This window comes from Mesorhizobium sp. CNPSo 4689 (genome assembly GCF_057784325.1).
On sequence record NZ_JBWLUZ010000009.1, the window covers coordinates 42568 to 66007 of the forward strand.

Genomic DNA, 23440 nt, shown 5'->3' on the forward strand with positions numbered 1-23440 from the left:
ACCACGATGCATGCCGAGATCAAGGTGGCGGATGCCAGCGGCCGTGCCAGCTTCGCTCGGTTCGCCTCGATGCGCGAAGCCGGCCTGATCGTCATCATCCTGGCGCTCTGCATCGCCATGAGCCTCGCCTCGCCGCATTTCCTCACCTGGGGTAACTTCCGCGCCATGCTGATGAGCTTCTCGATCGAGGGCATTGTCGTCGTCGGCATGACCATCCTGCTGATCGTCGGCGGCATCGACCTGTCGGTAGGCTCGGTCGTCTGCTTCTCGATGGTGGTTTCGGGGGCGCTGTTCCTGGCCGGGCTGGATCCCTGGACTGCGAGCCTGATCGGCATCGCAGTAAGTGCGCTGATCGGCGCGGTCATGGGTTTCTTCGTGACGGTCGTGGGGCTGAACCATTTCATCACCTCGCTGGCGGCGATGGTGATCGTGCGTGGCCTGTGCCTGGTCATCACCAAGGGTACGCCACTGTCGTTGTTCAAGCTGCCGCCGGAATTCAAGGCGATCGGCCAGGGCAACCTCCAGGGCGTGCCTTATGTCATCATCATCTTCGTGGTCGTGGTGGCGATCTTCGATTTCCTGCTCCGGCGCGCCACCGCCTTCCGCAAGGTGTTCTACACCGGCTCGAACGAGAAGGCGGCGCAGTTCTCCGGCATCAAGACCAACCAGGTGAAGTTCTGGGTGACGGTGCTGTGCGCGACGCTCTCCGGTTTTGCGGGTGTGATCTACATGGCGCGCTTCGGCGCCGCCACGCCGACCTTCGGCGCCGGCATGGAGCTCAACGTGATCGCGGCGGCCGTCATCGGCGGCGCCTCGCTCAAGGGCGGCTCGGGCACGATCTTCGGCGCCATACTCGGCATGGCGCTGTTGTCGGTGGTCACCAGTTCGCTGATCCTGCTCGACATCTCCGTCTACTGGCAGGACATGATCAAAGGCTGCATCCTCCTGGCTGCGGTGTCGGCCGACCACTTCCTGCACCGCAAGAAGTCCTGAGTTCGAGACGATAGAGCGATCATGGCACCCCCAAACACACGCGACGACATCTCGACCGTCCGCCAGATGCATCAGGCGCTTGTCCTCCACTACATGGAGGGCAAGACGCAGGCCGAGATCGCTAGGGAACTCGGCATCTCGCACGCCACCGTCAACCGTTTGATCAAGCGCGGCCACCAGCTCGGCCTGGTCGAGATCAAGATCAAGTCGCCGATCGACCATCTGGTCGATCTCGAAGCGCGGCTGGTGAGGCTCGGCGGCATCGAGCGTGCGGTCGTGGTGCCGACGGTCTCGGAAAACCCGCAGACGGCCTTGCTGCGAGTCGGCGAGGCGGCGGCCAACCTCCTGCTCGAAACGATCAAGGACGGCGACACCATCTCGATTACCGGCGGCAAAGGCGTCAGCGCGCTGGTCGCCGGGTTGAAGCCGGGCCGCGGCTATGATGTCGAAGTCATTCCGGCGACCGGGCTCGTGCAGGGCAAACACTACACCGACGTCAATCACGTCGCCTCGCTGATGGCCGACAGACTGGGCGGCCGCGCCTACCAGATCCATGCGCCGCTGTTTGCCGACACGCCGGAACAGCGCGAGATGCTGATGGGCGTGCGCGCGGTGGCGGACGTGTTTCGCCGGGCGCGCGAGGCCGATGTCGCCGTGGTCGGCGTCGGTTCTATCCTGACCGACGATTCTAGCTATTACGACCTGCATCCCTCCTCCAGCGCCGACCGCCAGGCTATCGAACGTTCGGGCGCATCCGGCGAATTGCTGGCACACCTGATCGACCGAAACGGAAAGCTCAGCGACTATTCGCTCAACCGCTCGCTGGTGTCGCTCACCCTTGACGAATTCGCCACCATTCCGCGCTCCATCGGCGTCGCCAGCGGGCCGAGCAAGATCGCGCCGATCCTCAGCGCCATGCGCGGCAATCATCTCGACATCATCGTAACCGACGAGGCCACCGGCCTTGGCATTCTCGACCTTGCCGAAAGAGAGGCAGCATGAGTTCAGAACAAATCCTGCGTGCGATCGGCGCGTCCGGCATCCAGGCATCCGCCGTAGGTCTCGGCACCTGGGCGATCGGCGGCTGGATGTGGGGCGGCACTGACGAGCAAGCCTCGATCCGCACCATCGAAGCCTCCATCGACGCCGGCGTCAGCCTGATCGACACCGCGCCTGCCTATGGCCTCGGTCGCAGCGAGGAAATCGTTGGCAAGGCGATCAAGGGCAAGCGCGACAAGGTGGTGATCGCCACCAAATGCGGGCTGAACTGGCATTCCGGCAAGGGCAACCATTTCTTCGACCAGGACGACAAGCCGGTGCACCGCTATCTCGGCGCCGACGGCATCGCCTATGAGGTGGAACAGAGCCTGAGGCGGCTCGGCACCGACTACATCGACCTCTACATCACCCACTGGCAGGACCCGACCACGCCGATCGCCGAGACGGTTGCGGCATTGGAGAAGCTGAAGGCGTCCGGCAAGATCAGGGCGATCGGCGCAAGCAATGTCAGCACCAGGGACCTTGAGCACTATGTCGCCGCCGGGCAGCTTGACGCCATCCAGGAACGCTATTCGATGATCGACCGCGAGATCGAAGGCACGATGTTGCCGATCACGCGCAGGCACGATGTGGCGACACTGAGCTACTCCTCTCTGGCGCTCGGCCTGCTCACCGGGTCGGTCGATCCGGGGCGCAGCTTCACCGGCGACGACCAGCGCAAGGACAATCCGCGCTTCTCGGCCGGGAACCGGCAGAAGGTGGCGGCGCTCAAGCAGGCCATCCGCCCGATCGCCGAACGGGACGAAGCCTCGATGGCCCAGATCGTGATTGCCTGGACGCTGGCGCAGCCAGGCATCACCTTTGCGCTATGCGGCGCCCGCAACGCCGATCAGGCGCTCGACAATGCGCGCGCCGGCGAGATCAGGCTCAGCCGCGATGAACTGGCCGCCATCGACACAGCGATAGCCATGCATCTCTCCCAGATGGCTGCCTGAGCAAACGAGGCATTTCCGCAATGAAGCGCACCGAAACACTCGCCGCGCTGCGAGAGCGGCCCGACATTGCCGTGCTGATTATCGGCGGCGGCATCAACGGCATCAGCGTCTTTCGCGAGCTTGCCCTGCAGGGCGTCGACGTGCTGCTCGCCGAGAAGGGCGATTATTGCAGCGGAGCCAGCGCAGCGCTTTCGCGCATGGTGCATGGCGGCCTGCGCTATCTGGAGAATGGCGAGTTCAAGCTGGTCAAGGAATCGCTGCGGGAACGCGACCGGCTCTTGCGGAATGCGCCGCACTACGTCGCGCCGCTGCCGACGACGGTGCCGATCTTCGACATCTTCTCCGGCATCGCCAATGGCGCCGTCCGCTTCCTCGGCCTCACCCGGCGGCCGAGCCGGCGCGGCGCACTCGTCATCAAGGCCGGGCTGACGCTCTATGACGTCTTCACGGCATCGCGCCGGCTGATGCCGACCCATCGCTTCCGAGGGCGCAAGGAAACGCTGAAGACGTGGCCGGCCATCAATCCGGCGACCCGTAGTTCGGCGACCTATTACGACGCCTGGGTGAGTCGACCCGAGCGGCTTGGCCTTGAAATGCTGAACGACGCGATGGCGGCTTCACGCGCCGCGCGTGCGCTCAACTATGCGCGCATCGGCTCCGACGAAGACGGCCTCGCGCTGACCGATACCGTTTCGGGGGAGACCCTGTCGCTGCGCCCGCGCCTCGTCATCAACGCCACCGGCGGCTGGATCGACCTGACGAACAAGGCGATCGGCGCGCCAGCACCGCGCATGATGGGCGGCACCAAAGGCTCGCACCTGATCGTCGACAACCAGGAGCTCCATGACGCGCTTGGTGCGAACATGGTCTATTACGAGAACGAGGATGGACGCATCTGCATCCTGTTTCCCTATCTCGGCAAGGTTCTGATCGGCTCGACCGAAATCCGCGTCGACGATCCTGACACCGTGCGCTGCGAGGACGACGAACTCCAGTACATCCTGCAGTCGCTGGCCTTTGTCTTCCCATCGATCAAAATCGCCAAGCATGAGATCGTCTTCCGCTTCTCGGGCGTCAGGCCGTTGCCAGCCAGCAAGGACAGTTTCACGGGCCGCATCCCGCGCGACCATTTCTGCGAATTCGTCGAGCCGGTTGGCAATTTGCCGGCGACGCTGTGCATGATCGGCGGCAAGTGGACGACGTTTCGCTCGTTTGGCGCGCTGGCAGCCGACATGGCGCTGGAGCGGTCGGGGCTGGTACGCACGGTCGGTACCGAGGATCTCGCCATCGGCGGTGGCCGTGATTTTCCTTCCGATCCCGCCGAATGGTGTGCCAGGCTGGCGGCGGAACACGGATTGACGATGCCGCGCGCGCAAACTCTTCTGGAACGCTACGGCACGTCGGCGGGCGGAATCGCGGCGGCAATTTCGGTCGTGCCGGACCCGATGTTGCCTGGCACGGATTATTCCACCGGCGAGATCCGGCTGATCATCGAGCGTGAGCACGTCGAGTCGCTGGCTGACATTTTCCTGCGTCGTACCACCATAGCCATAGCAGGCGACCTGACATGCCAACTGGTTGATGCCGTGCTTTCAATCCTGGCTATCTGCAAGGGCTGGAGCACGGCTCAGGCCGATACCGAACGTGCCGCCCTTCTGTCGCTGCTGGAGCATCAGCACGGCGTCCTTCTGCCGAACCTTCCCGGCGAAAACAACAAAAGGAGCGCAATATGCGCGTGAACAAGAAAGTCCGCATGAACCGGCTGTTCGGCAACGGTCGCTGCCTCGACGTTGCCATCGATCATGGGGTCTGCAACGAGCCGAGCTTCCTTGTTGGGTTGGAAGACATGGCCGGCGTTGTCGAAAAACTGGCGAAGGCCGGGCCGGACGCTATCCAGATGAACTACGGCCAGGCCGACCTGCTGCAGAACCTGCCCGGCAAGGACAAGCCGGCACTGGTGATGCGCATCGACATGGGCAACCCGTACAACAAGGTGCGCCACCGGGCGATGTGGGCGGTGCTGCAAAACGAGGTCGAACCGCTGATCGGCGCCATCGAGATGGATGCCGCCTGCGTGGTCGTGAACCTGTTCATGCTGCCCGACGAACCGGACCTCTTCCGCCAATGCGTTCAGAACATCGCCCGCGTACGCGCCGACTGCGAAAAGTACGGCATGCCGCTGATGATCGAACCCCTGGCCATGCTGCCGGTCGCCGAGCATGGCGGCTACATGGTCGACGGCGATGCCGGGAAGATCGTCACGCTGACGCGGCTGGCGCGCGAGATAGGCGCCGATGTCATCAAGGCAGACCCGACGACCGACGCCAACGACTTCCACCGCGTGGTCGAGGCGGCGCGCTGCCCGGTGCTGGTACGCGGCGGCGGCAAGGAGGATCTGCACGCCGTGTTCGACAAATCGGCGGCGCTGATGGCGCAAGGCGCACTGGGTATGGTCTATGGCCGCAACATCTATCAGCACGCCAATCCGAGCGCCGTCGTGCGGGGCCTGATGGCGATCATTCACGACGGCGCTGATGGCGCCACCGCCTGGGATCTGTACAACCAGGCGTAAGGCCGACTGCGGGAGAAGCCGATGAGCGGTTACATTCTGGGCCTTGATGCGGGCAATACAGTCATCAAGGCCATCATCTTCGACATGACGGGACGCGAACTGGCGCTTGCGGCGCTCGACGCGCATTCGTCGATGCCGAAGCCCGGCCATGTCGAGCGCGATCTTGGTGAACTGTGGCGCAACGCCGTCACAGTGATCGGCCGCTGCATCGCTGAAGCCGGCATCGACGCCGGCGACATCGTCGCAATCGGCTGCGCCGGGCACGGCAACGGCCTTTATGCACTCGACCGGGCGGGCGCGCCGCTGATCGGCATCCAGTCGCTCGACACCCGCGCCGTCGGCCTAGTCGGCGAATGGGCGAAGAGTAATGTCGGCGACCGTACCTACAAGTATTGCCTGCAAAAACCCTGGGCCGCGCAGACGCCGACCTTGCTCGCCTGGCTGAAGCGGTTCGAACCGGAACTGTTCGGCCGCATCGGCACGGCATTCTTGTGCAAGGATCTTATCGTCAACCGACTGACCGGCGCGCGCTCCACGGATGCCACCGATATGTCCGGTTGCGGTTTGCTGTCGATGCCGGGACGGCGCTACGAGCAGGACTTGCTCGAGGCCTATGGCCTTGGTGACTGCGCCGACCTGCTGCCGCCGGTCCTGGAATCGGCCGAGATTGCCGGCCATGTCACGCGCGATGTCGCGTCGCTCACCGGCCTGCGCGCCGGCACTCCCGTCGTGGCCGGCCTGTTCGACGTCGTCGCCAGCGCCATCGGGTCCGGCGTCACCCGCACGGGTGCCGCTTCGATCATTGCCGGCACCTGGAGCATCAACCAGGTCATCACCGACGAGCCGATCCGCGAGCCGTCGATCTTCATGCTGTCGACCTTCGATCCGCAGCGCTATCTGGCGATTGAATCCAGTGCTACTTCGGCCGCCAATCTGGAATGGATCGTCCGCGAGTTCCTCGACCATGTACCGGAAGGAAAGTCGCCGTTCGAACTGTGCAGCGACCTTGTCGCTTCCATAGATCCGACCGGCGATATCCCGATCTACCACCCCTTCCTCTACGGTTCACAGAAGAACGGCCAGGCTCGCGCCGGCTTTTATGGCATGGCTGGCTGGCATACTCGGGCGCATATTCTGCGTGCCCTGTTCGAGGGCGTTGTCTTCGAACACAAGCGTCATGTCGAAACGCTGCATGCGGCGGGCGCGCGGTTCGATGAAGCAGTGTTATCCGGCGGCGGTTCACGCAGCGGCGTCTGGGCGCAAATTTTTGCTGACGTGCTTGGCGTGCCGGTCACCGTCGCGAATAGCCGCGAAACCGGCGCGCTGGGAGCGGCGATTGCAGCAGGTACCGGCGTCGGCGTCTTCGCGGATTTCGCTGCCGGTGCCATGGCGATGACCTCGGCCGCGCGCCGCTATGCGCCGAACGATGCGCTTGCCCCAACCTATGCCGCGCGCTACCAGCTCTATGGCGAGATCAACGAGGCAATGGCCCCGATGTGGGAACGCATCGCCAGCCGACAGGCTCTCCAGTGACCGTCGTTCGTCCATCTGATTTCGGTGAGTTCGACTATGTCGTCGTCGGCGCCGGTTCGGCGGGCTGCGTGCTCGCCAACCGGCTCTCCGCCGATCCGCGAAACAAAGTCCTGCTCCTCGAAGCCGGCGGCAGCGACCGCTATCATTGGATCGATATCCCGATCGGCTATCTTTATTGCATGGGCAACCCCCGCACCGACTGGCTGATGAAGACCGAGCCGGACCTGGGGTTGAACGGACGCAGTCTCAACTATCCACGCGGCAAGGTGCTTGGCGGCTGCTCCTCGATCAACGGCATGATCTATATGCGCGGCCAGGCTGCCGACTATGATGGCTGGCGGCAGGCCGGCAATGCCGGATGGGGCTGGGACGACGTGTTGCCCTATTTCCGCAAGTCGGAGGATTATCACGGTGGCGCCAGCGCGATGCATGGCGCCGGCGGCGAGTGGCGTGTCGAGCGGCAACGGCTGTCCTGGCCGATCCTCGACGCCTTTCGCGACGCTGCCGAAGAGCTCGCAATTCCGCGCACGGAAGACTTTAACCAGGGCACAAACGAAGGCTCGGGCTATTTCGAGGTCAACCAGAGGAGGGGAGTACGCTGGAACGCTTCCAAGGCCTTCCTGCGTGGCATAAAGGGCCGCACCAATCTTCGTATCCTGACCGGCGCCGAAACCGAACGGCTGGAGGTCGACGGTCGCCGCGTCACCGGCGTCGTCTTCCGTCAAGGCGGCTCGCTGCATTTCGCCAGCGCCCGCGAAACCATTCTGGCCGCCGGCGCCATCAATTCGCCGAAGCTCTTGGAACTCTCCGGCGTCGGACAGGCTGAACTCCTGTCGCAGCTTGGCATCCAGGTCCGGCACGCCATGCCGGGTGTCGGCGAAAATCTGCAGGACCATCTGCAGCTACGCATGGTCTTCAAGGTCAAGAACGCCGTTACCCTCAACCAGCGCTACCACAATCTCTTCAGCCGCGCGGCGATGGGGGCCGAATATGCCCTGTGGCGCAGCGGGCCGCTGTCCATGGCGCCAAGCCAACTCGGCATCTTCGCCCGTTCCGACCCACGCCTCTCAACACCCGACCTCGAATATCATGTGCAGCCACTCAGCACCGACCGACTGGGCGAGCCGTTGCATCGTTTCCCGGCCGTGACCGTCTCGGTCTGCAATCTGCGCCCCGAGAGCAGGGGCACCGTGCACATGGCAATTGACGACCCGCGACAGCCCGCGATGATCCGGCCGAATTATCTATCGACGAAGGGCGACCGCAGCATCGCAGTGGCCTCGATCGAGCATGCGCGGCGGCTGATGGAGGCGAAGGCCATTGCACGTTTCTCGCCGGAAGAGATGTTGCCAGGACCGCAATTCTCCAGTCACGATGATCTGGTGCGCAAGGCGGGCGACATCGCCACGACTATCTTTCACCCGGTCGGAACCTGCAAGATGGGGGCGGGCAGGATGGCCGTGGTCGACGACCGCTTACGTGTCCATGGCCTTGCGGGCTTGCGCATCGCCGACGCCTCGATCATGCCTACCATCGTCTCCGGCAACACCAATTCGCCGGTCATCATGATAGCCGAGAAGGCAGCGGAGATGATCTTGCAAGACGCGTTGCGGTAGCCTGGGTTTCCGCCACGACAAGTCAGTTTGAAATCTCTGACCTGAACTTGCTTGGCGGTTGCCCGAACGTCCTGTGGAAGACCTTCGAGAAGTGCGAGGCGTTTTCGAACCCGACCTCGATGGCAATCTCGATCATCGGAGCCTTGGTCTGCATCAGGAGGCGCTTCGCCCGCTCAAGACGCACCCTAAGGTAAACCAGTGCCGGAGAGTTCTTTGTTTCTTCCCTGAAGAGGCGCTCGAGCTGCCTCCGGGACAATCCGACGGATGCCGCCAACTTGGGTATGGAGAGTTTGTTGTCGACATGGTTCTCCATGATGATGAGCGCCGCCTTGAGCCGGGGGTTTTTGCACTCGATGAACGGGGGCCGGCGCGGCTGGATGTCCGAGGGCGCGCGCGCCTTCTCGATCTGCAACACTTCGAGGGCGTTTCTCTCAGCCTCATTGCTGATGTGGCGCCTGACGATCGACGCGGCCATGTCGGCCGCGCTGCTGCCCCCGGCACAAGAACCTCTGGCTTGGTCGAGATTAAACAAGCGGTCCGCCCTGACGTCATGATCCGGGAAGCGCTGGCGGAAAGCCTCATAGTGGAGCCAGCTTACGCAAGTCCGATGGTATTTCATCAGGCCCGCCTCAGCGAGGATGAACGTGCCCGTGCAAACCCCGATCAGGGGAACCTTGCTGGCCGCCGCTCTCTTCAGGTAGCTGACTGTCTCGCTGTCGACCGGGAACTCGTTGTTGAGCAGACCGCCGACGACAACGATGTAGTGCAATTCCCTGGGGTCCACGAAATCCGATGTTGGAGCGACTTGCACGCCACAACTCGAGGTGATCAGGTGCCTGGTGCTCGCCAGCACCTGCCAATCAGCCAAAACCCTGCCGGATTTGTCGGTCTCGTCACTCGCCAATCTGAGCGTGTCGACGAACAGGGCGAATGCGGAAAGGGTGAAGGAACGAGCGAGGATAAAGCCGATCTTCAATCGGCCGGCCCCCGGAGCTTCATTGGCTGATTTCATGTCCGCTCGAACCTCTGGCTATTGGTGAGTTCCGAAATTCAGGCCCTGATGTCCCCCACTGAAGGGATCACTCCCCTATGGAGTTGCGCCTTCGAACTCGATCAGCGGCTCCAATGCTTTGCGGAGGGCGACACGCTTGTCTGCGTTCAACGCCGACAGGGGGCGGCGGGGAGCGCCGGCACCATAGCCAACCAAGTCCGCGGCTGCGTATACTGATTGGACGTAGTCGCCCTTCCAGATCAGCGACATCGCAGGCTCGAGGCGCCGCCAGATCTGACGGACTTCGTCCCAAAGACCGAGCTTCGCCGCTTCCACAAGGGCGAGACAGCTTTTGGGGGCAAAGTTAGCGCCACCCCAAATCAAGCCTTTTACGCCGGCATAGAGAGCATATGGCACAAGTGGGTCGGCGCCGTTCATGACGGGGAAACCGGTTCGAATGAGGTTTCCTTGGCCGATGAGGTCGCCACTGCTATCCTTGACGGTGACAAAGTTTGGGATACTGGCCAGTTGCTCAAACAAGGCCGGCGTGATCTCGACACCGACGGCATTTGGCACGTTGTATCCAATAATCGGGACATTCGCCTTCGCGACTTCCGCATAGAAATCGATGATCCCAGCGTCGTCGGTCGGCCCTTCGAAGAAGGGCGGCAAAACCATAACGCCGTTTACGCCATGATCGGCCGCATGTTTTGTGCGCGAGACGATATCATCCAGCATAAGAGCTGAAACTTGGGCAACAATGGTCGCGCGACCATTGATGGCCTTGCAGCCGCGGGCAATCAGTTCTTTGGATTCTGGCTCCGACAGATAGACATGCATTCCGGTGCCGGAACTGAGGACAAATCCGCGCACACCTGTCAGAATGTAGCGCTCAATCAGGGACTCGAAGGCTGCGAAATCGACCGCCCCTGTCGAGTCAAATGGCGTGGTAAGCGCTAGGTTTAGGCCCTCAAAGGGAAACTGTTCCATCTCGATATCCTCGTTGTGGTCTGAACTGGGCAGGTCAAGTCACGTTGATTTCTGCTGGGTGTAGTCGGTCCGGGTTCAGGCCCAATATCCCGGACGACGCGCGTTGGAGTGCCCCCGTGCGTATCGATAGCCTGGACTGTTCTCCTGAACGCTATAATTCAGTTCCCTGTTAGTTGCCTTGAGGTCGGTGCGGTGACCGAGAAATTCTCTGGCTTCCTGCTGTTATAGGAACAGGTAAGCTGTAGTAGGACGCGTCGTCAGTGCCTAGACCCACAAAAGCCTCCGTACCGCCGTTGACGTTCATCCAACTCTGTTGACTATCCCCACGCGCCCAATACCGCCTACTTGATCTGGAATCCGTGGGCCAATGGATCGCGATCGTCGACGAATATCGTGTTGTGGCCGATGATCCGCGCCCAGCCGCCGACACTGGGCTTGATGCCTTTGAAGGGGCCGATGTCGGCCTCCGCCTCGACGCGGCCCTCGAACACCGTGCCGATCAGGCTTTCCTGGCGAAGCGTGTCGCCGACCTTCAGTCGTCCCTTGCCACAGAGTTGCGCCATGCGAGCCGAAGTTCCAGTGCCGCCCGGCGAGCGGTCGATGGCCTTGTCGCCGTAGAACACCGCGCCACGGCCGTCGGCGTTGCTGCTTGAGGGCGTGTCGCACCATATGGCGTGGTCCACGCCGCGTATCCTGTCATCTTCGGGATGAACGGGATTGCAGACGGGCTCGAGCGCTTCGCGAAGGCTACGGCTGAGATCCACGATGGCACTCGCCGACATGCCGTCCAGGCCTTGCCACGCCTCCTGCGGCTCGACGACAGCGTAATAATTTCCGCCATAGGCGATGTCGACGACCAGCCGACCGAGACCGGGGACATCGACGGCGACGTCCGCGGCATGCAGATAGCTGGCAACGTTGAACATCCGGACGGAGTCTACGAACTCGCCCGGCTTCTCGTATTGGATATCGACCCTGCCGGCTGGAGTTTCGATTGACAGTTTGCCGGGCACCCGGGGCGTTACCAGCCCTTCTTCGATTGCCGCAGTCACGAGGCCGATCGTGCCGGCGCCGCACATCGGCAGGCATCCGCTGACTTCGATGAAGATCACGGCGAAATCGCAGTCCGGACGGTAGGCGGGATAGATGATCGCGCCCGACATGATGTCGTGTCCGCGCGGCTCGAACATCAGTGCCTGCCGGATCCAGTCATGATCGCGCACGAACAGCTCACGTCGCTCGGCGATGGGGATGTGGGGCAGCAAGGGGCCGCCTCCCGCGACCAGGCGCACGGGATTTCCGCAGGTGTGGGAATCAATGCAGAAGAAGCTGCGGCGCATGCGTTTTCCTTTCGCCTACGCCATTCCTGGTCGGCGGCGCCGATCCAATGCGCCTCTGGAAAGCCTGTCGAGGAAGATGGCAAGCGCGACGATCGACAGTCCGGCCCGCAGGCCCAGACCCATTTCCATCCGCGTCAATCCCCTCGTCACCTCGGCGCCGAGGCCGCCTGCTCCGACCAGCCCCGCCAGGACAACCATCGCCAGCGACAGCAGGATGCACTGGTTGAGGCCGACCAGCAGTGTCGGGGTAGCTGACGGGATTTCGATCTTGAACAGAATCGACCGCGGCGAAGTACCGGTCGCATGACCGAGTTCCAGGAGGTCTTTCGGCACCTGGTTGAAGGCCAGAGTTGTCAGGCGCAGCATCGGCGGAATGCCGTAGACAATCGTGGCGATGATCGCCGGAACGCGGCCGAGGCTGAAGATCATGACGGCGGGGATGAGATAGACCCACGGCGGGACGGTCTGCATGATATCCAGAACGGGGCGGATGGCAGCCTCGAACTTCCTGTAGCGTGATGCCAGGATGCCTAGCGGGAAAGCGATCGACACGGAAATGATCACCGCTACCGCTACCAACGCCAGCGTCTGCATCGAGGCGGTCCAAAAACCCGCCAGCAAGCAGAACGTAAGCGCGACGGCCGTCACCACCGAGACCCGGACGCTGATGAAGAATGCGGCGAGAAGGACAGCCACGACGATCGTCGCGTATGGCGGCGGGTAGAGAAGAACTGCTTCGATGCCGCTCAGCACCGCCTCGATCAGCTTGGTCACGGCATCGAAGAACGGGTGGTAATTGGCATTCAGCCAATCCACGGCTGGGGCCAGGTAAGCCCCTGGCGAAAACTGGACCAGATCAACGTTCATCTTGCGCCTCCGCTGGCGCGGCGGGCCGCGCTCTGGGTGAGTCTGTCGAGCACCATGGTCAGGATGACGATCGCGATGGCGGCGTTTATCGACGTGGCGATGTCGAGCGTGCGCACGGCTGAATAGATTGTCTCTCCGAGCCCTCCTGAACCGACGATGCCGGCTATGACGACCATGCCGAAGGCCATCATCAGGCTCTGGTTGATCCCGGCCATTACGCTTGGGATGGCGAAAGGAAGCCTGACCTTGATGAACATCTGCCAGGGCGTCAGACCACATGCTTGGCCAAGCTCGATGAATTCGTGCGGCGTCATCCGGATGCCCAGGGACGTAAGTCGGATGGCCGGAGGCATTGCTACGATAATCGTGGCGACAAGTGCGGTTGCGGGTCCATAGCCAAGGAGCGCAATTGCAGGAAGCAGATAGATGTAAGGTGGCAGGGTCTGGATCAGGTCGAGCACTGGCTCGAGCAATCGATCGAAGGACCTGACGAAGCCTGCCACAATGCCAATGGGAATGCCGACGACAAGGGCGAGGATCGTGGCGGTCATCACCAGGGCCAATGTGCTCATGGTTTCGGTCCAGAGCCCCATGACCGCGCAGAAGACCAAGGCAAGCCCCGCAAGGACGCCAGCCAAGGCATTGATCAATCGCCATGCGAGCAGCGCTGCGATGATCGCGATCATGTAAAACGGTGCGAGCTGCAACAACCACAGCACGCTGTCGTAGGTCCCTTCAAGCACGGTCCTGAAAAATTCAAACAACCATTCGCCGTTGTCGTTGATCCAACCGAGCGCAGAATCCGTCCAGGTATCGAACGTGTCGGTAATGACTGAAATGTCCATCTCACCCTCCCGAGCTATCCTGCAGGCTTCCCGGCAACACCACGCAGCAAACCACGGATGGTGACGACACCGACCACAGTGCCGTTCTCGACGACCGCGACCGCATCGCGATCGGATTGCATGGTGAGGTCGATGAGTTCGCCAATATCGGCCTCCGGAGAAGTCCGAAGCAGCGCGTTCACATCGCAATTCGGCTGCGAATTCTTGAACTGGGCGACGGGTCGCATCACGGAGTGCGCCTTGACCAGATGAATCCTGGATATGCCGGCCACGAACGCCGAGACGTAGTCGTCGGTAGGTTTGGTCACAATTTCCTCCGCCGTTCCGACCTGGACGATGACACCGTCCTTCATGATGGCGATGCGGTCACCAAGGCGGATGGCTTCTTCGAGGTCGTGGGTGATGAAGACGGCGGACTTGCCGAGCGACTTCGTCAGCTGTCGGAACTCGTCTTGAAGTTGGCGCCGGATCAGCGGGTCGAGCGCACTGAAGGGTTCGTCCATGAGGATAATTTCGGGATCCGCGGCCAGCGCCCGTGCGAGGCCAACGCGCTGCTGCATGCCGCCGGAGAGTTCGTCGGGATAGCGCGATGTCCAGTCGGCAAGGCCAACCTTTTCGAGGGCCGCACGGGCGGTTCTGTTGCGCTGTTCTTTTGCAACGCCTTGAGCCTCGAGACCAAAAGCGGCATTCTCGAGGACTGTTCGGTGAGGGAGAAGTGCCACGCTCTGAAACACCATGCCGATGTTGCGGGCGCGCATCTCGCGAAGCTCGGCCGCATTCAGCTTGGCGATCTCCTTGCCTTTCACCGTGATCTTGCCAAGGCTTGGTTCGATCAGACGGTTAAGCAGGCGGATCAGCGTCGACTTGCCGCTCCCCGACAGCCCCATGATGCAGAAGATCTCGCCGCGACGGACCTGGAGGCTAGCGTCGGAGACACCCACCACGCAGTCGAAGTCCTGCAGCACCTGTTTCTTGGAGAGCCCACGTTCGGAGATGGCTTTCACGGCGGCCTGAGCGCGACCACCGAAAATCTTCCATACGGACTGGCAGTCGACCAGCACTTGGCTGGAGTCATTCATCGCAATGTTCATAGCGTTCCCCATGGGCCGGGCTGATGCCGGCCTTCATGTTTTCGCAGTTCCGGGGCGGGCCACCAAAGTCGGCGGCCCGCCGTTTCGAATTACTCGGACTTGATATTTTCCCAGCGCTTCAGGAGGTCGGCATGGCTATCGACCCAGGCAGCAACTGCCTCATCCATGGTCTTTCCATCGGCGACTGCGCCGTTGATCGCGGTGATATCCGCAAGTGGGAGATAGACGCTGGCGATGACTTCGCGTGCGTGCGGGTTCTCGACGGAGAAGCCGCTCTTGGCGATCCAGTTGTAGGTCTGCGCCAGCGGGAAGATACCTTTGGGGTCCTTGAGGAACTTGACCGGGTACTTTTGCATCATCCACGACGGCTCCCAGAGCGTCACGGCAATCCATTCCTTGCGGTCAATCGCCGACTTCAATTCCGCCGTCATGGCAGCGGTGCTGCCTTCGACCAGCTGAAGCTTGAGATCATATGTCTTCACGGAATTCACCGCATCGCGCATGAGACCTGAGCCGGGCTCGATGCCGACGATCTTGCCCCCGAACTTGTCGGCGTTGTCATTCAGTTGGTCCATGGAGTCGATCGTCACGTAATTTGGCACGGCAATAGCCTGGTACAGGCCGAACGAAACCGGCGAGATCTTCTCCAGCTTCTTCTTGTTCTTGTCCCAATAGTCCTGTGCGACGTAGTCGGTCAGCGAGGCCAGGATCTGGACGTCGCCTTTCGTCAGCGCGGCATAGGCGATACCCCATTCAGAAAAAGGCACCACCTTTACGGTATAGCCGGAATCTTCCAGTACTCTCTTGGTGACGCCGGTGATCGACCCCAGGTCTTCCCACTGCATCGTGCCAATGGTGATGGTCTTTTCCTCCGCCTGAGCGGACAGCATGGTCATGCCGACCATCGCCGCAGCGCAAAGCGCTTTCCACAACGTCTTCATTTTTTCTCACTCCTTTGTTTTTCGTTCCCATTCTCATTTGAAGACTTTTGCCGTCGGCTCAGTCCTCACATTGCGCGGCGAGATTCATCCCTCGCGGCCTGCACGCAATTCCTGCCATCGGATCACGGTGTTCACGCCGAGCCATGCGAGCGGCTCGGGAGGGAGCCTCGCGGGCTCCGGCTGATCCGAGAATTTGTCGAGCATGTCCGAGCGGGTATCGGTCGCCAGATCGGCGGCCATGACGCCCGCGAGCGTGCTTTTCACGGTCCCGAGACCGTTCTCGCAGCACGCCGAGTAGAGGCCCGCGTCGATCTCGCCGAAGGCGGGCACATGGTTGCGGCTGAGGCAAAGCCGCCCGGCCCAGACGTGCTCGAACGGCACGTCCTTGAGTTCCGGAAACCGGGCGTCAACAGAAGCCCGCTGCTCAGCGGCGATCCCGGCCAGGCGTTTTTCACTGACCTGAACGGTCCAGTCGTAGGTGAACCGGGTCCGGATCAGGATACGCGAGGTTCCATCGGTGGTGATCTTCCTGACTGTCGCGCCCATCGGATCAGCCGGAAGCAAGGCCCACCGGTCCTTGCCCGTGGACTTCGAGGTGAAGGGGGCAGTCATCGACGCATAGGTGAAGATGTGCATCAGACGGCCGCGGAAATGGCCGAAATCCTCGATGTGGCCGTTGATGCCGAGGATGACTTTCGGCGCGCTGACGCTTCCGTTGCGCGATACGGCCTTCCACATTCCACGCTGGCACTCGAGTTTGAGCACCGGCGAGTGCTCGAACATGTCGGCCTTCGATGCCAGCCCGGCGGCGAAGCCGCGTATATAGTCGGCGGGCTGGATCATCACGGCGCCTGGCGTGTAGAGACCTCCGAGATAGTAGGACGATCCGGTGATCTGCCGCATCTCGCCCGCATCCAGGAAGCGGTGCTCCTCGCCGATGCCCTTGAGCGAGCGGCCATAATTCGCGTTGAGCTTCATTCCGCGCTCTGTCGCCGCGGCATTGATCTTGCCTGACGGATCGAAGGTGCGCTCGGACATGCCGTATTCCGCTGCTACGTCGGCGGCGAAAGAGATGGCAAAACGGTTCTGAGCGATCTCTGCAATTGTCTCGGTCTCGCTCGCGGCGGAATATTCGCCCGACGAGATATTGTGCGGGACGTCGATCATGTAGCCGGAGTTGCGGCCCGAAGTACCTTTGGCGATCTCTCCCGCCTCCAACAGGACGATCCTGTCGCTCGGCCGCAGTTGACGCAGCCGCTGCGCGGCCGAGAGGCCCGCAAAACCGGCGCCGATGATCAGCCAGTCGGCCGACACGTCGCCGTCGAGCGTCCGGACGGGGAAGCTGCGTCTGCTGATCGCCTCCCAGCCCGAGGTTCCGGATTCCGCCGGAAGACGCTTGACGACGATTTGGTTCATCGGATGGTCTCGTCGACCGAACGGTCCGAGACGTCGATCCAGACCGTCTTCAATTCGCAATAGTTGTCATGCGCGAAGACCGACTTGTCGCGTCCGCCGAAACCGGATTCCTTGTAGCCGCCGAACGGCGTCGTCGCGTCGCCTTCGCCGAAGCAGTTGACGGTCACGACACCCGCCCGGATTTCGCGCGAAAGCTTGATCGCTTTGCGCAGGCTTCCGGTGTAGACGGACGCGGTGAGGCCGTAGTTGGTGTCGTTGGCGAGAGCCACGGCCTCGGCAAGCGAATTGAACGTCGTGACCGAAAGGATCGGTCCGAAGATCTCCTCCTGAAAGAGACGGCTCGAAGGCGTAACGCCATCGACGACGGTCGGTTCGATGTAGATGCCCTTGTGCGTGCCGCCGCCATGGACGACGGAGAGCTTTTCGGTCTTCACGTCGCCGAGGAAGGATTTCACCTTCTCGAAATGGTTCTTGCTGACGAGCGCGCCGATGCGGTTTTCCGGGTCGAGCGGGTCGCCCGTCTTCCACTCGCGCATATAGGCGCCGATCCGCTCAAGCAATTCGTCCTTGATCTTGGCGTGGACGATGAGCCGCGACGTGGCCGAGCAGTTCTCGCCCATGTTCCAGAACGCCCCGTTGACCACCTGTTCGGCGACGAGATCGAGGTCTTCGGCATCCTCCAGAACCACAGCCGGGTTCTTGCCGCCGCATTCGAGAACGACGCGCTTGAGGTTGGAGTCCGCTGCGTAGTGCAGGAAGCGCCGACCCGTCGGCGTCGATCCGGTGAACGCCACCATGTCGACGCCCATATGCATGCCGATCGGTTCGCCGACATCCTTGCCGCCGCCCGGGACAACATTGAAGACGCCCGCCGGGATACCGGCCTCATGCGCCAGTTCGGCGACGCGAAGCGTGGTCAGGGTCGTCTCCTGGGCGGGCTTCACGATCACCGAGCATCCCGCGGCAAGTGCCGGACCGATCTTCCAGGCCAGCATCAGCAGCGGGAAATTCCACGGCAGGACGCAGCCGACGACGCCGACCGGCTCGCGCACGACCATGGTCAGCGCGTTCGAGCCTACGGGAGCCGTGTTATCGTAGAGCTTGTCGATCAGTTCGGCATGCCAACGGATGGTGTGGATCGTATCCGGAACATCGACGGTCTGGCATTCGCGGACCGGCTTGCCGCTGTCGAGGCTCTCCATGACCGCAAGTTCGTGACGGTTGCGCTCCAGGAGCTTGGCGAATTTGAGCAGCACGGCCTTGCGCTCGCCAGGCGAGCGGAGATGCCAGCGGCCGTCATCGAAGGCTTGCCTGGCCTTGGCCACGGCGAGATCGACGTCCGTCGAGTCGCATGCCGCGATCTCGGCAAGTGTGTCGCCCGTCGCCGGATTGGTCGTCTTGAATGTCTTGCCGGAATTCGCAGGACGGAACGCCCCGTCGATGAAGGCATTGGTCGGAAACTGGATGTTCGCGGCGATCGCCTTGTATTCGGCAGCGGTCAAAGGTTCATGCATTGTTTGCTCCCGACGTGATCTGGGCGACCGTGCGCTTCAATGTGGCGACGACAGTCTGGAGTGTTCGCTTTTCTTCCGAATTGAGCGGGCGCAGCGGCGCCCGCACCGGGCCCGCGTTCAGCCCGATCAGCTCACAGCCGTGCTTGATCGACTGGACGAACTTCCCGCATTCGAGGATATCCATGAGCGGCAGCATCGCGGTCATGATGGCGCGGCCCTTGTCGAAGTTCCTTTCGAGCACGCAGGCTTCGTAGAGCGCGACATGCTCGCGCGGGAGAAAATTGGAGCCGGCGCAGACCCAACTCCTGGCGCCCCATGCAAAGAATTCGAGCGCCTGGTCGTCCCAGCCGCAAGAGAGCGAGATATGGGGGAATTTCCGCGCCAGCAAATGGAGGTTGCCCATCTCGCCGGAGCTCTCCTTGATGGCCACGACGTTCCTGGATTTGCCGACACGGGAGAAATAGTCCTCCCTCATCGTCACCCCCATGCGGGCCGGGTAGTTGTAGAGCATGATCGGAAGGTTCGCCGCGCGGTCGACCGTAAGCGCGTGAACCGCATTCTCACGCTCCGTCGGCAAGGCGTATGGGGGCGACGACACGAGAATGGCGTCGGCGCCGATCTCCTTCGCCGCCTTGGCGTATTCGACCGAGTCCTCGGTCCTGGTGGCGCCCGTTCCAATGATGAGCGGAAGCCGGGTGCCAATCACCTCCTTGGCGTAGGCGGCGAGATCGAAGCGCTCCTGGGCGCTCTGGGCGTAGTATTCACCCGTCGATCCGCCAACGATGATGCCGTGCACGCCGGCTTCGATGAGCGACTCGAGCACCGCCGCGAAGCCGTCACGATCGATCTGCCCGTCGGGGCCGAGTGGCGTGATGGCCGGTGTGTAGATACCTTCGAACTTCAAGACGATCTCTCCATCGAGCCGGCAGGCGTTTCGACAAGCGCGTCTGCCTTCATTCCTTGCGGTGCGATGAACATTTCCATGTTCTCGCGCGACAGTTCCCAGTGTTCGAAAACAAGGTCGACCACCGTGTCCTCGTCGTGCGAGCCGATGGCAGCGATGAAGCCATCATGGTGTTCCACGGCGAGCACCAGACGCCGGCGCATGTCATCGTTGCGGGGCCGGAAGAAGGTGTGGCCGATCCGGGCATGGTCGATCAGGAGACGTCCGAGGCTCGGCTGCAGGTAGGCGTTGCCCGACATCTCGCCGATGATTTCGTGGAAGCGATTGTTCTCGAGGACCATGGAGAGCACGTCGCCGGTGACGCTTGCCGTGCGGAACCGTTCCTGCGTGTCCTTGAGGTCCGCAAGCTGCTTCTGCTTGAAGTTTTGCACCGCAAGACGGCCGATCGCGGCATAGATCATCGGCGCGACCAGGAAGAAGTGCCTGAGCGTCTGATGGTTCATGGGGATGACGCGCGCGCCGCGGTTGGCCCGGATATCGATGTAGCCCTCACCCTCGAGGCGACGAAAAATTTCCCGAACAGGCGTTCTGGAGAGGCCGTAGCGCTCGCTCAGGCTCACTTCGTCCAGATCCTGATCGGGGTCGAGTTCCATCGTCAGAATCTGACGCTTCAGATCGTCGTAAAGACCGTTCTTTCCGCTCTTCACCGAGGGCCTCCTGCTGTCTGAATTCTCGCGACAACGGCTTCCGTCGACCGTGTCGACGGCAGGAAATTTGCACGATCAGAGGAATGAGTCAACAATTTGTATAATCTATGTACACATTATTTATACGCAAAGAGTACAATCGATTGAGGCTGGCCATGGACCATCGAGGGCTGGCGCCAATGGCGCCATTCGACCGAAGAATTCCGTGTTCTCAAGAGGGCTGTGATTCAGGACTCGCGCAGCTATCCGCGCTACTTGCCAGGCAGATAGTCCTGACCGACAGGGAGCTGCAATGCGTACGAAAGCCAGCGCCAGAAGCGCTACCGCTAGTACCCGTAGAATTTCCCTTTCATTGTTGTTGGCGGTGCACAGACAGGCGAAAGCAGTCGTACCCCGTCCAGAGACCGTCTCCAATCCGTATGTGGGCATCAATACCCCACTCGGTGAGATTGGGGTCTTGATTGACGCTGCGAAGGTCGACGAACAGGTCCGGATGTGCGCTCCGCAGACTTGGCAAAAGTGGGATCAGCACCTCGGACGCCATCACTATCGAGGTTGCAACAACAACAGCTTTGCGCTGTGGCGTGCGTGCGATTTCATTGATCGTCTCGGAGATTGTCGCGAAACCCTCGAAGACGGAAGCGTAGAGTCGTTGACCGTGGGGTGTCAGGCTTAGCCGTCTTCCTTCGCGGGAAAACAAGGGTTGTCCCAGGGCGGCTTCGAGTTGTCGGACGCCGTGGCTGACGGCGGGTTGTGTTATCGCCAACTCCTCGGCAGCCTTGGAGAAATTGAGGTGCCGGGCAGATGCCTCGAACAGTGTCAAACTGTGAAGCGATGGAATTGAACGGCGCAAAGTCTGGTGCTGCTGATTCATGATTTCATAAACGGAATTGAGGTGTACACCTCCCCGCCCTTTGTTGAGACTGCTCCGCACCATGCATGCTGGACAGGCTTAGCCGGCAACTCTGCGTCCCCCTCTAACCGTTTGGAATTGACGCGTATGTCAAGGGATCCACTTCTCCAGCCTTTCACGCTGAAGAACCTTCATTTGCGAAACAGACTAATGTCAACTGCTCACGAGCCCGCCTACACCGAGGATGGGTTTCCAAAGGAGCGGTACCGACTCTATCACGCTGAAAAGGCCAAGGGTGGTATTGGCCTGACCATGATTGGCGGTTCGTCGGTAGTGGCTGCCGACAGTCCTCAAGCCTTCGGCAACATCATGCTGTACAAGGATGAATGCGTTCGATGGCTACGCGAGCTGGCCGACGATGTCCACGCCCATGGCGCGGCGGTAATGATTCAAATTACCCATCTCGGTAGTCGGACCAACTGGAACAAGGCGGATTGGCTTCCGATGGTTGCGCCGTCTGCGATACCCGAACCCGTGCACCGAGCCTACCCCAAGGCCTTCGAAGATTGGGACGTTGAGCGCATTACGAAAGCCTATGCCGATGCCGCTGAAAGGGTGCAGGCCGCGGGCCTTGATGGTGTCGAACTGGAATGCGCCACGCACATCATTGCACAATCCTGGTCGCCAAAGACAAACAAACGCAGCGATCAATATGGAGGTTCGGTTGAAAACCGGTTGCGCCTTGTCCTGGAGATCTTGTCCGCCATCCGCGAGCGGGTGGGGCCGGATTATGTGGTCGGCGTTCGCGCTGTTTGCGACGAGGACTGGAAAGGAGGCTTGGCTCGTACAGAAGGTCTCGAGATCGCACGCCGTCTGACCGTTTCCGGCCTGATCGATTTCATCAACGTCATTAGAGGTCACGCAGCCACCGATGAAGGATTGAGCCACGTCATACCAACTATGGGCACTCCGTCGGCGCCACACTTGGACTTTGCGGGCGAGATAAAGGAGCTCGTGAAGATACCAACGTTTCACGCTGCGAGAATTCAAGATGTCGCCACGGCGCGTCACGCCATTGCCAGCGGCAAGGTGGACTTGGTCGCGATGACGCGCGCGCACATTGCCGACCCACACATAATGAAGAAGATCCTCTCCGGAAAAGAAGACCAAATCCGACCTTGTGTTGGAATGGGTTACTGCATCGACTCCATTTATTCCGGTCAGGCCGTTTGCATTCACAATGCTGCGACGGGGCGTGAAGAAAAAATGCCCCACATTGTCCCGCGCACCAGCGATGCGCCACGCAACGTGCTGGTCGTCGGTGCGGGACCGGCAGGCCTCGAGGCAGCGCGCGTTGCGGCAGAACGCGGACATCGAGTGACGGTCTTCGAAGCGAGTACCCGCGCTGGTGGGCAAATACTCATTGCCGCGGCGTTGAAGCGTAGGAAGGAAATTCTTGGAATAGTCGACTGGCGGCTTGCTGAATGCGAACGCCTTGGAGTGACTATCCACTACAACCAATATGTCGATGCTTCTGACGTAATCGACAGAAATCCCGACTACGTCGTTGTGGCGACTGGTGGCTTGCCGAATTTGAGCTTTCTTGAAGCTGGCGAAGAGTTAGCCACAACGAGCTGGGATGTGCTCACCGGTGCCGCAACGCTGAATGGTTCGGTCTTGGTTTACGACAGCAATGGAGCACACCCAGGAATGTCGATCGCGGAATTCATCGCTCAATCTGGACGCTCCCTGGAAGTTGTTACCCCTGAACGCATTCTTGCTCCCGATCTCGGGGCCACCAGCTATCCTGCGTACATCAAGGCTTTGAATCGAGCCAACGCACAAATAACGATCAACCTGCGGCTCGAGAGAATCGAGCGGCGAGGCAATAAACTCCTCGCCATTTTCGATGACGAGTATGCGAAACGGCGCGTTGAACGTGAGGTTGATCATGTAGTGGTTGAAAACGGGACTTCGCCTCTGGATGATCTGTATTTCCAGTTGAGGAGCCATTCAATAAACAGCGGTGGGGTTGATCAAGACGAACTTCTATCGCTCAGACCCCAATCAGTTGCGAGGAATGCCAGCGGCTCCTTCAGGTTGGTAAGAATTGGCGATGCGGTCGCCAGCCGGAACATTCATGCTGCCATTTACGACGCCCATAGGCTGATGATTGCAGCATGATCTGCGTCTTCTACGGCCCCAAAAACATCCGCAAGAACTCCATCTTTGCGGGCTACATCGATAGTATGCAACACGACGAAGGTGTTGCG

General features: G+C 61.2%; 20 protein-coding genes. 8 read left to right on the forward strand and 12 right to left on the reverse strand.

The annotated features are described in order from the left end of the window. The first annotated feature begins 6 nt into the window (after positions 1-6). The 7 genes from AC04SI_RS15135 to AC04SI_RS15165 are packed head-to-tail and all read left to right on the forward strand — an operon-like array spanning position 7 to position 8708. Positions 7-993 (forward strand): ABC transporter permease, encoded by a 987-nt coding sequence (locus AC04SI_RS15135; RefSeq protein WP_404278996.1) that lies wholly within the window; start codon positions 7-9, stop codon positions 991-993. 21 nt (positions 994-1014) lie between these two features. After that, a complete protein-coding gene (locus tag AC04SI_RS15140; protein WP_006206592.1) occupies positions 1015-1995 on the forward strand; it encodes a sugar-binding transcriptional regulator in 981 nt (326 codons plus the stop codon). Continuing rightward, on the forward strand, positions 1992-2987 hold the full coding sequence (locus tag AC04SI_RS15145) for an aldo/keto reductase (protein ID WP_404278994.1): 996 nt from the start codon (positions 1992-1994) through the stop codon (positions 2985-2987). The genes AC04SI_RS15140 and AC04SI_RS15145 overlap by 4 nt, the downstream gene beginning before the upstream one ends. Before the next feature lie 20 nt (positions 2988-3007). Then, the gene (locus AC04SI_RS15150; RefSeq protein ID WP_404278992.1) at positions 3008-4726 is read left to right on the forward strand and encodes a glycerol-3-phosphate dehydrogenase/oxidase; all 1719 of its coding nucleotides are present in this window, start codon (positions 3008-3010) and stop codon (positions 4724-4726) included. Further along, a complete protein-coding gene (locus tag AC04SI_RS15155; protein ID WP_488474420.1) occupies positions 4717-5559 on the forward strand; it encodes a class I fructose-bisphosphate aldolase in 843 nt (280 codons plus the stop codon). Before AC04SI_RS15150 ends, AC04SI_RS15155 begins: the two co-directional genes overlap by 10 nt. Positions 5560-5580: 21 nt before the next feature. Beyond that, positions 5581-7092 (forward strand): FGGY-family carbohydrate kinase, encoded by a 1512-nt coding sequence (locus tag AC04SI_RS15160; RefSeq protein ID WP_404278989.1) that lies wholly within the window; start codon positions 5581-5583, stop codon positions 7090-7092. Beyond that, positions 7089-8708, forward strand: a complete 1620-nt coding sequence (locus tag AC04SI_RS15165) for a GMC family oxidoreductase (RefSeq protein ID WP_404278987.1) — start codon at positions 7089-7091, stop codon at positions 8706-8708. The genes AC04SI_RS15160 and AC04SI_RS15165 overlap by 4 nt, the downstream gene beginning before the upstream one ends. Before the next feature lie 22 nt (positions 8709-8730). Here the strand turns inward: AC04SI_RS15165 and AC04SI_RS15170 are convergent, their stop codons facing one another. The 12 genes from AC04SI_RS15170 to AC04SI_RS15225 all read right to left on the reverse strand — a co-directional run bounded on the left by AC04SI_RS15170 (position 8731) and on the right by AC04SI_RS15225 (position 21188). Further along, complete coding sequence (locus tag AC04SI_RS15170; RefSeq protein ID WP_404278984.1) at positions 8731-9720, reverse strand: GlxA family transcriptional regulator; 990 nt, start codon at positions 9718-9720, stop codon at positions 8731-8733. Positions 9721-9795: 75 nt separating this feature from the next. Further along, positions 9796-10689, reverse strand: coding sequence for a dihydrodipicolinate synthase family protein (locus tag AC04SI_RS15175; protein ID WP_404278982.1), 894 nt, complete (start codon positions 10687-10689; stop codon positions 9796-9798). A gap of 341 nt (positions 10690-11030) precedes the next feature. Then, positions 11031-12029 carry a 4-hydroxyproline epimerase gene (locus AC04SI_RS15180; RefSeq protein WP_404278980.1) on the reverse strand — a complete coding sequence of 333 codons (999 nt, stop codon included), beginning with the start codon at positions 12027-12029 and terminating at the stop codon, positions 11031-11033. A gap of 15 nt (positions 12030-12044) precedes the next feature. After that, positions 12045-12896, reverse strand: coding sequence for an ABC transporter permease (locus AC04SI_RS15185; protein ID WP_404278978.1), 852 nt, complete (start codon positions 12894-12896; stop codon positions 12045-12047). Beyond that, positions 12893-13741, reverse strand: coding sequence for an ABC transporter permease (locus AC04SI_RS15190; RefSeq protein WP_404278976.1), 849 nt, complete (start codon positions 13739-13741; stop codon positions 12893-12895). Before AC04SI_RS15190 ends, AC04SI_RS15185 begins: the two co-directional genes overlap by 4 nt. Positions 13742-13755: 14 nt before the next feature. Beyond that, on the reverse strand, positions 13756-14832 hold the full coding sequence (locus AC04SI_RS15195; RefSeq protein WP_488474421.1) for a quaternary amine ABC transporter ATP-binding protein: 1077 nt from the start codon (positions 14830-14832) through the stop codon (positions 13756-13758). Between the two features lie 89 nt (positions 14833-14921). Further along, positions 14922-15773, reverse strand: a complete 852-nt coding sequence (locus AC04SI_RS15200) for a glycine betaine ABC transporter substrate-binding protein (RefSeq protein ID WP_488474422.1) — start codon at positions 15771-15773, stop codon at positions 14922-14924. An 84-nt stretch (positions 15774-15857) separates the two neighbouring features. After that, on the reverse strand, positions 15858-17189 hold the full coding sequence (locus tag AC04SI_RS15205) for an NAD(P)/FAD-dependent oxidoreductase (RefSeq protein ID WP_488474423.1): 1332 nt from the start codon (positions 17187-17189) through the stop codon (positions 15858-15860). Beyond that, entirely contained in the window at positions 17186-18703 is a 1518-nt protein-coding gene (locus tag AC04SI_RS15210; protein WP_488474424.1) for an aldehyde dehydrogenase, read from the reverse strand. The genes AC04SI_RS15205 and AC04SI_RS15210 overlap by 4 nt, the downstream gene beginning before the upstream one ends. Next, entirely contained in the window at positions 18696-19607 is a 912-nt protein-coding gene (locus AC04SI_RS15215) for a dihydrodipicolinate synthase family protein (protein WP_488474425.1), read from the reverse strand. Before AC04SI_RS15215 ends, AC04SI_RS15210 begins: the two co-directional genes overlap by 8 nt. Then, entirely contained in the window at positions 19604-20260 is a 657-nt protein-coding gene (locus tag AC04SI_RS15220; RefSeq protein ID WP_488474473.1) for a GntR family transcriptional regulator, read from the reverse strand. The genes AC04SI_RS15215 and AC04SI_RS15220 overlap by 4 nt, the downstream gene beginning before the upstream one ends. A gap of 403 nt (positions 20261-20663) precedes the next feature. Then, positions 20664-21188 carry a LysR family transcriptional regulator gene (locus tag AC04SI_RS15225; protein ID WP_488474426.1) on the reverse strand — a complete coding sequence of 175 codons (525 nt, stop codon included), beginning with the start codon at positions 21186-21188 and terminating at the stop codon, positions 20664-20666. 126 nt (positions 21189-21314) lie between these two features. On the opposite strand from AC04SI_RS15225, the gene AC04SI_RS15230 reads away from it, so the two are divergent. Further along, complete coding sequence (locus tag AC04SI_RS15230) at positions 21315-23351, forward strand: oxidoreductase (protein ID WP_488474474.1); 2037 nt, start codon at positions 21315-21317, stop codon at positions 23349-23351. Positions 23352-23440 lie beyond the last annotated feature (89 nt).

Excerpts from the sequence above, each read along its gene's own strand:
- AC04SI_RS15190 (WP_404278976.1), bottom strand. The coding sequence starts at position 13,741 with ATGGACATTTCAGTCATTACCGACACGTTCGATACCTGGACGGATTCT.
- AC04SI_RS15185 (WP_404278978.1), bottom strand. The coding sequence starts at position 12,896 with ATGAACGTTGATCTGGTCCAGTTTTCGCCAGGGGCTTACCTGGCCCCA.
- AC04SI_RS15220 (WP_488474473.1), bottom strand. The coding sequence starts at position 20,260 with ATGGAACTCGACCCCGATCAGGATCTGGACGAAGTGAGCCTGAGCGAG.
- AC04SI_RS15150 (WP_404278992.1), top strand. The coding sequence starts at position 3,008 with ATGAAGCGCACCGAAACACTCGCCGCGCTGCGAGAGCGGCCCGACATT.
- AC04SI_RS15180 (WP_404278980.1), bottom strand. The coding sequence starts at position 12,029 with ATGCGCCGCAGCTTCTTCTGCATTGATTCCCACACCTGCGGAAATCCC.
- AC04SI_RS15175 (WP_404278982.1), bottom strand. The coding sequence starts at position 10,689 with ATGGAACAGTTTCCCTTTGAGGGCCTAAACCTAGCGCTTACCACGCCA.
- AC04SI_RS15225 (WP_488474426.1), bottom strand. The coding sequence starts at position 21,188 with ATGAATCAGCAGCACCAGACTTTGCGCCGTTCAATTCCATCGCTTCAC.
- AC04SI_RS15205 (WP_488474423.1), bottom strand. The coding sequence starts at position 17,189 with ATGAACCAAATCGTCGTCAAGCGTCTTCCGGCGGAATCCGGAACCTCG.
- AC04SI_RS15210 (WP_488474424.1), bottom strand. The coding sequence starts at position 18,703 with ATGCATGAACCTTTGACCGCTGCCGAATACAAGGCGATCGCCGCGAAC.
- AC04SI_RS15170 (WP_404278984.1), bottom strand. The coding sequence starts at position 9,720 with ATGAAATCAGCCAATGAAGCTCCGGGGGCCGGCCGATTGAAGATCGGC.
- AC04SI_RS15230 (WP_488474474.1), top strand. The coding sequence starts at position 21,315 with ATGTCAAGGGATCCACTTCTCCAGCCTTTCACGCTGAAGAACCTTCAT.
- AC04SI_RS15140 (WP_006206592.1), top strand. The coding sequence starts at position 1,015 with ATGGCACCCCCAAACACACGCGACGACATCTCGACCGTCCGCCAGATG.
- AC04SI_RS15200 (WP_488474422.1), bottom strand. The coding sequence starts at position 15,773 with ATGAAGACGTTGTGGAAAGCGCTTTGCGCTGCGGCGATGGTCGGCATG.
- AC04SI_RS15135 (WP_404278996.1), top strand. The coding sequence starts at position 7 with ATGCATGCCGAGATCAAGGTGGCGGATGCCAGCGGCCGTGCCAGCTTC.
- AC04SI_RS15145 (WP_404278994.1), top strand. The coding sequence starts at position 1,992 with ATGAGTTCAGAACAAATCCTGCGTGCGATCGGCGCGTCCGGCATCCAG.
- AC04SI_RS15195 (WP_488474421.1), bottom strand. The coding sequence starts at position 14,832 with ATGAACATTGCGATGAATGACTCCAGCCAAGTGCTGGTCGACTGCCAG.
- AC04SI_RS15160 (WP_404278989.1), top strand. The coding sequence starts at position 5,581 with ATGAGCGGTTACATTCTGGGCCTTGATGCGGGCAATACAGTCATCAAG.
- AC04SI_RS15155 (WP_488474420.1), top strand. The coding sequence starts at position 4,717 with ATGCGCGTGAACAAGAAAGTCCGCATGAACCGGCTGTTCGGCAACGGT.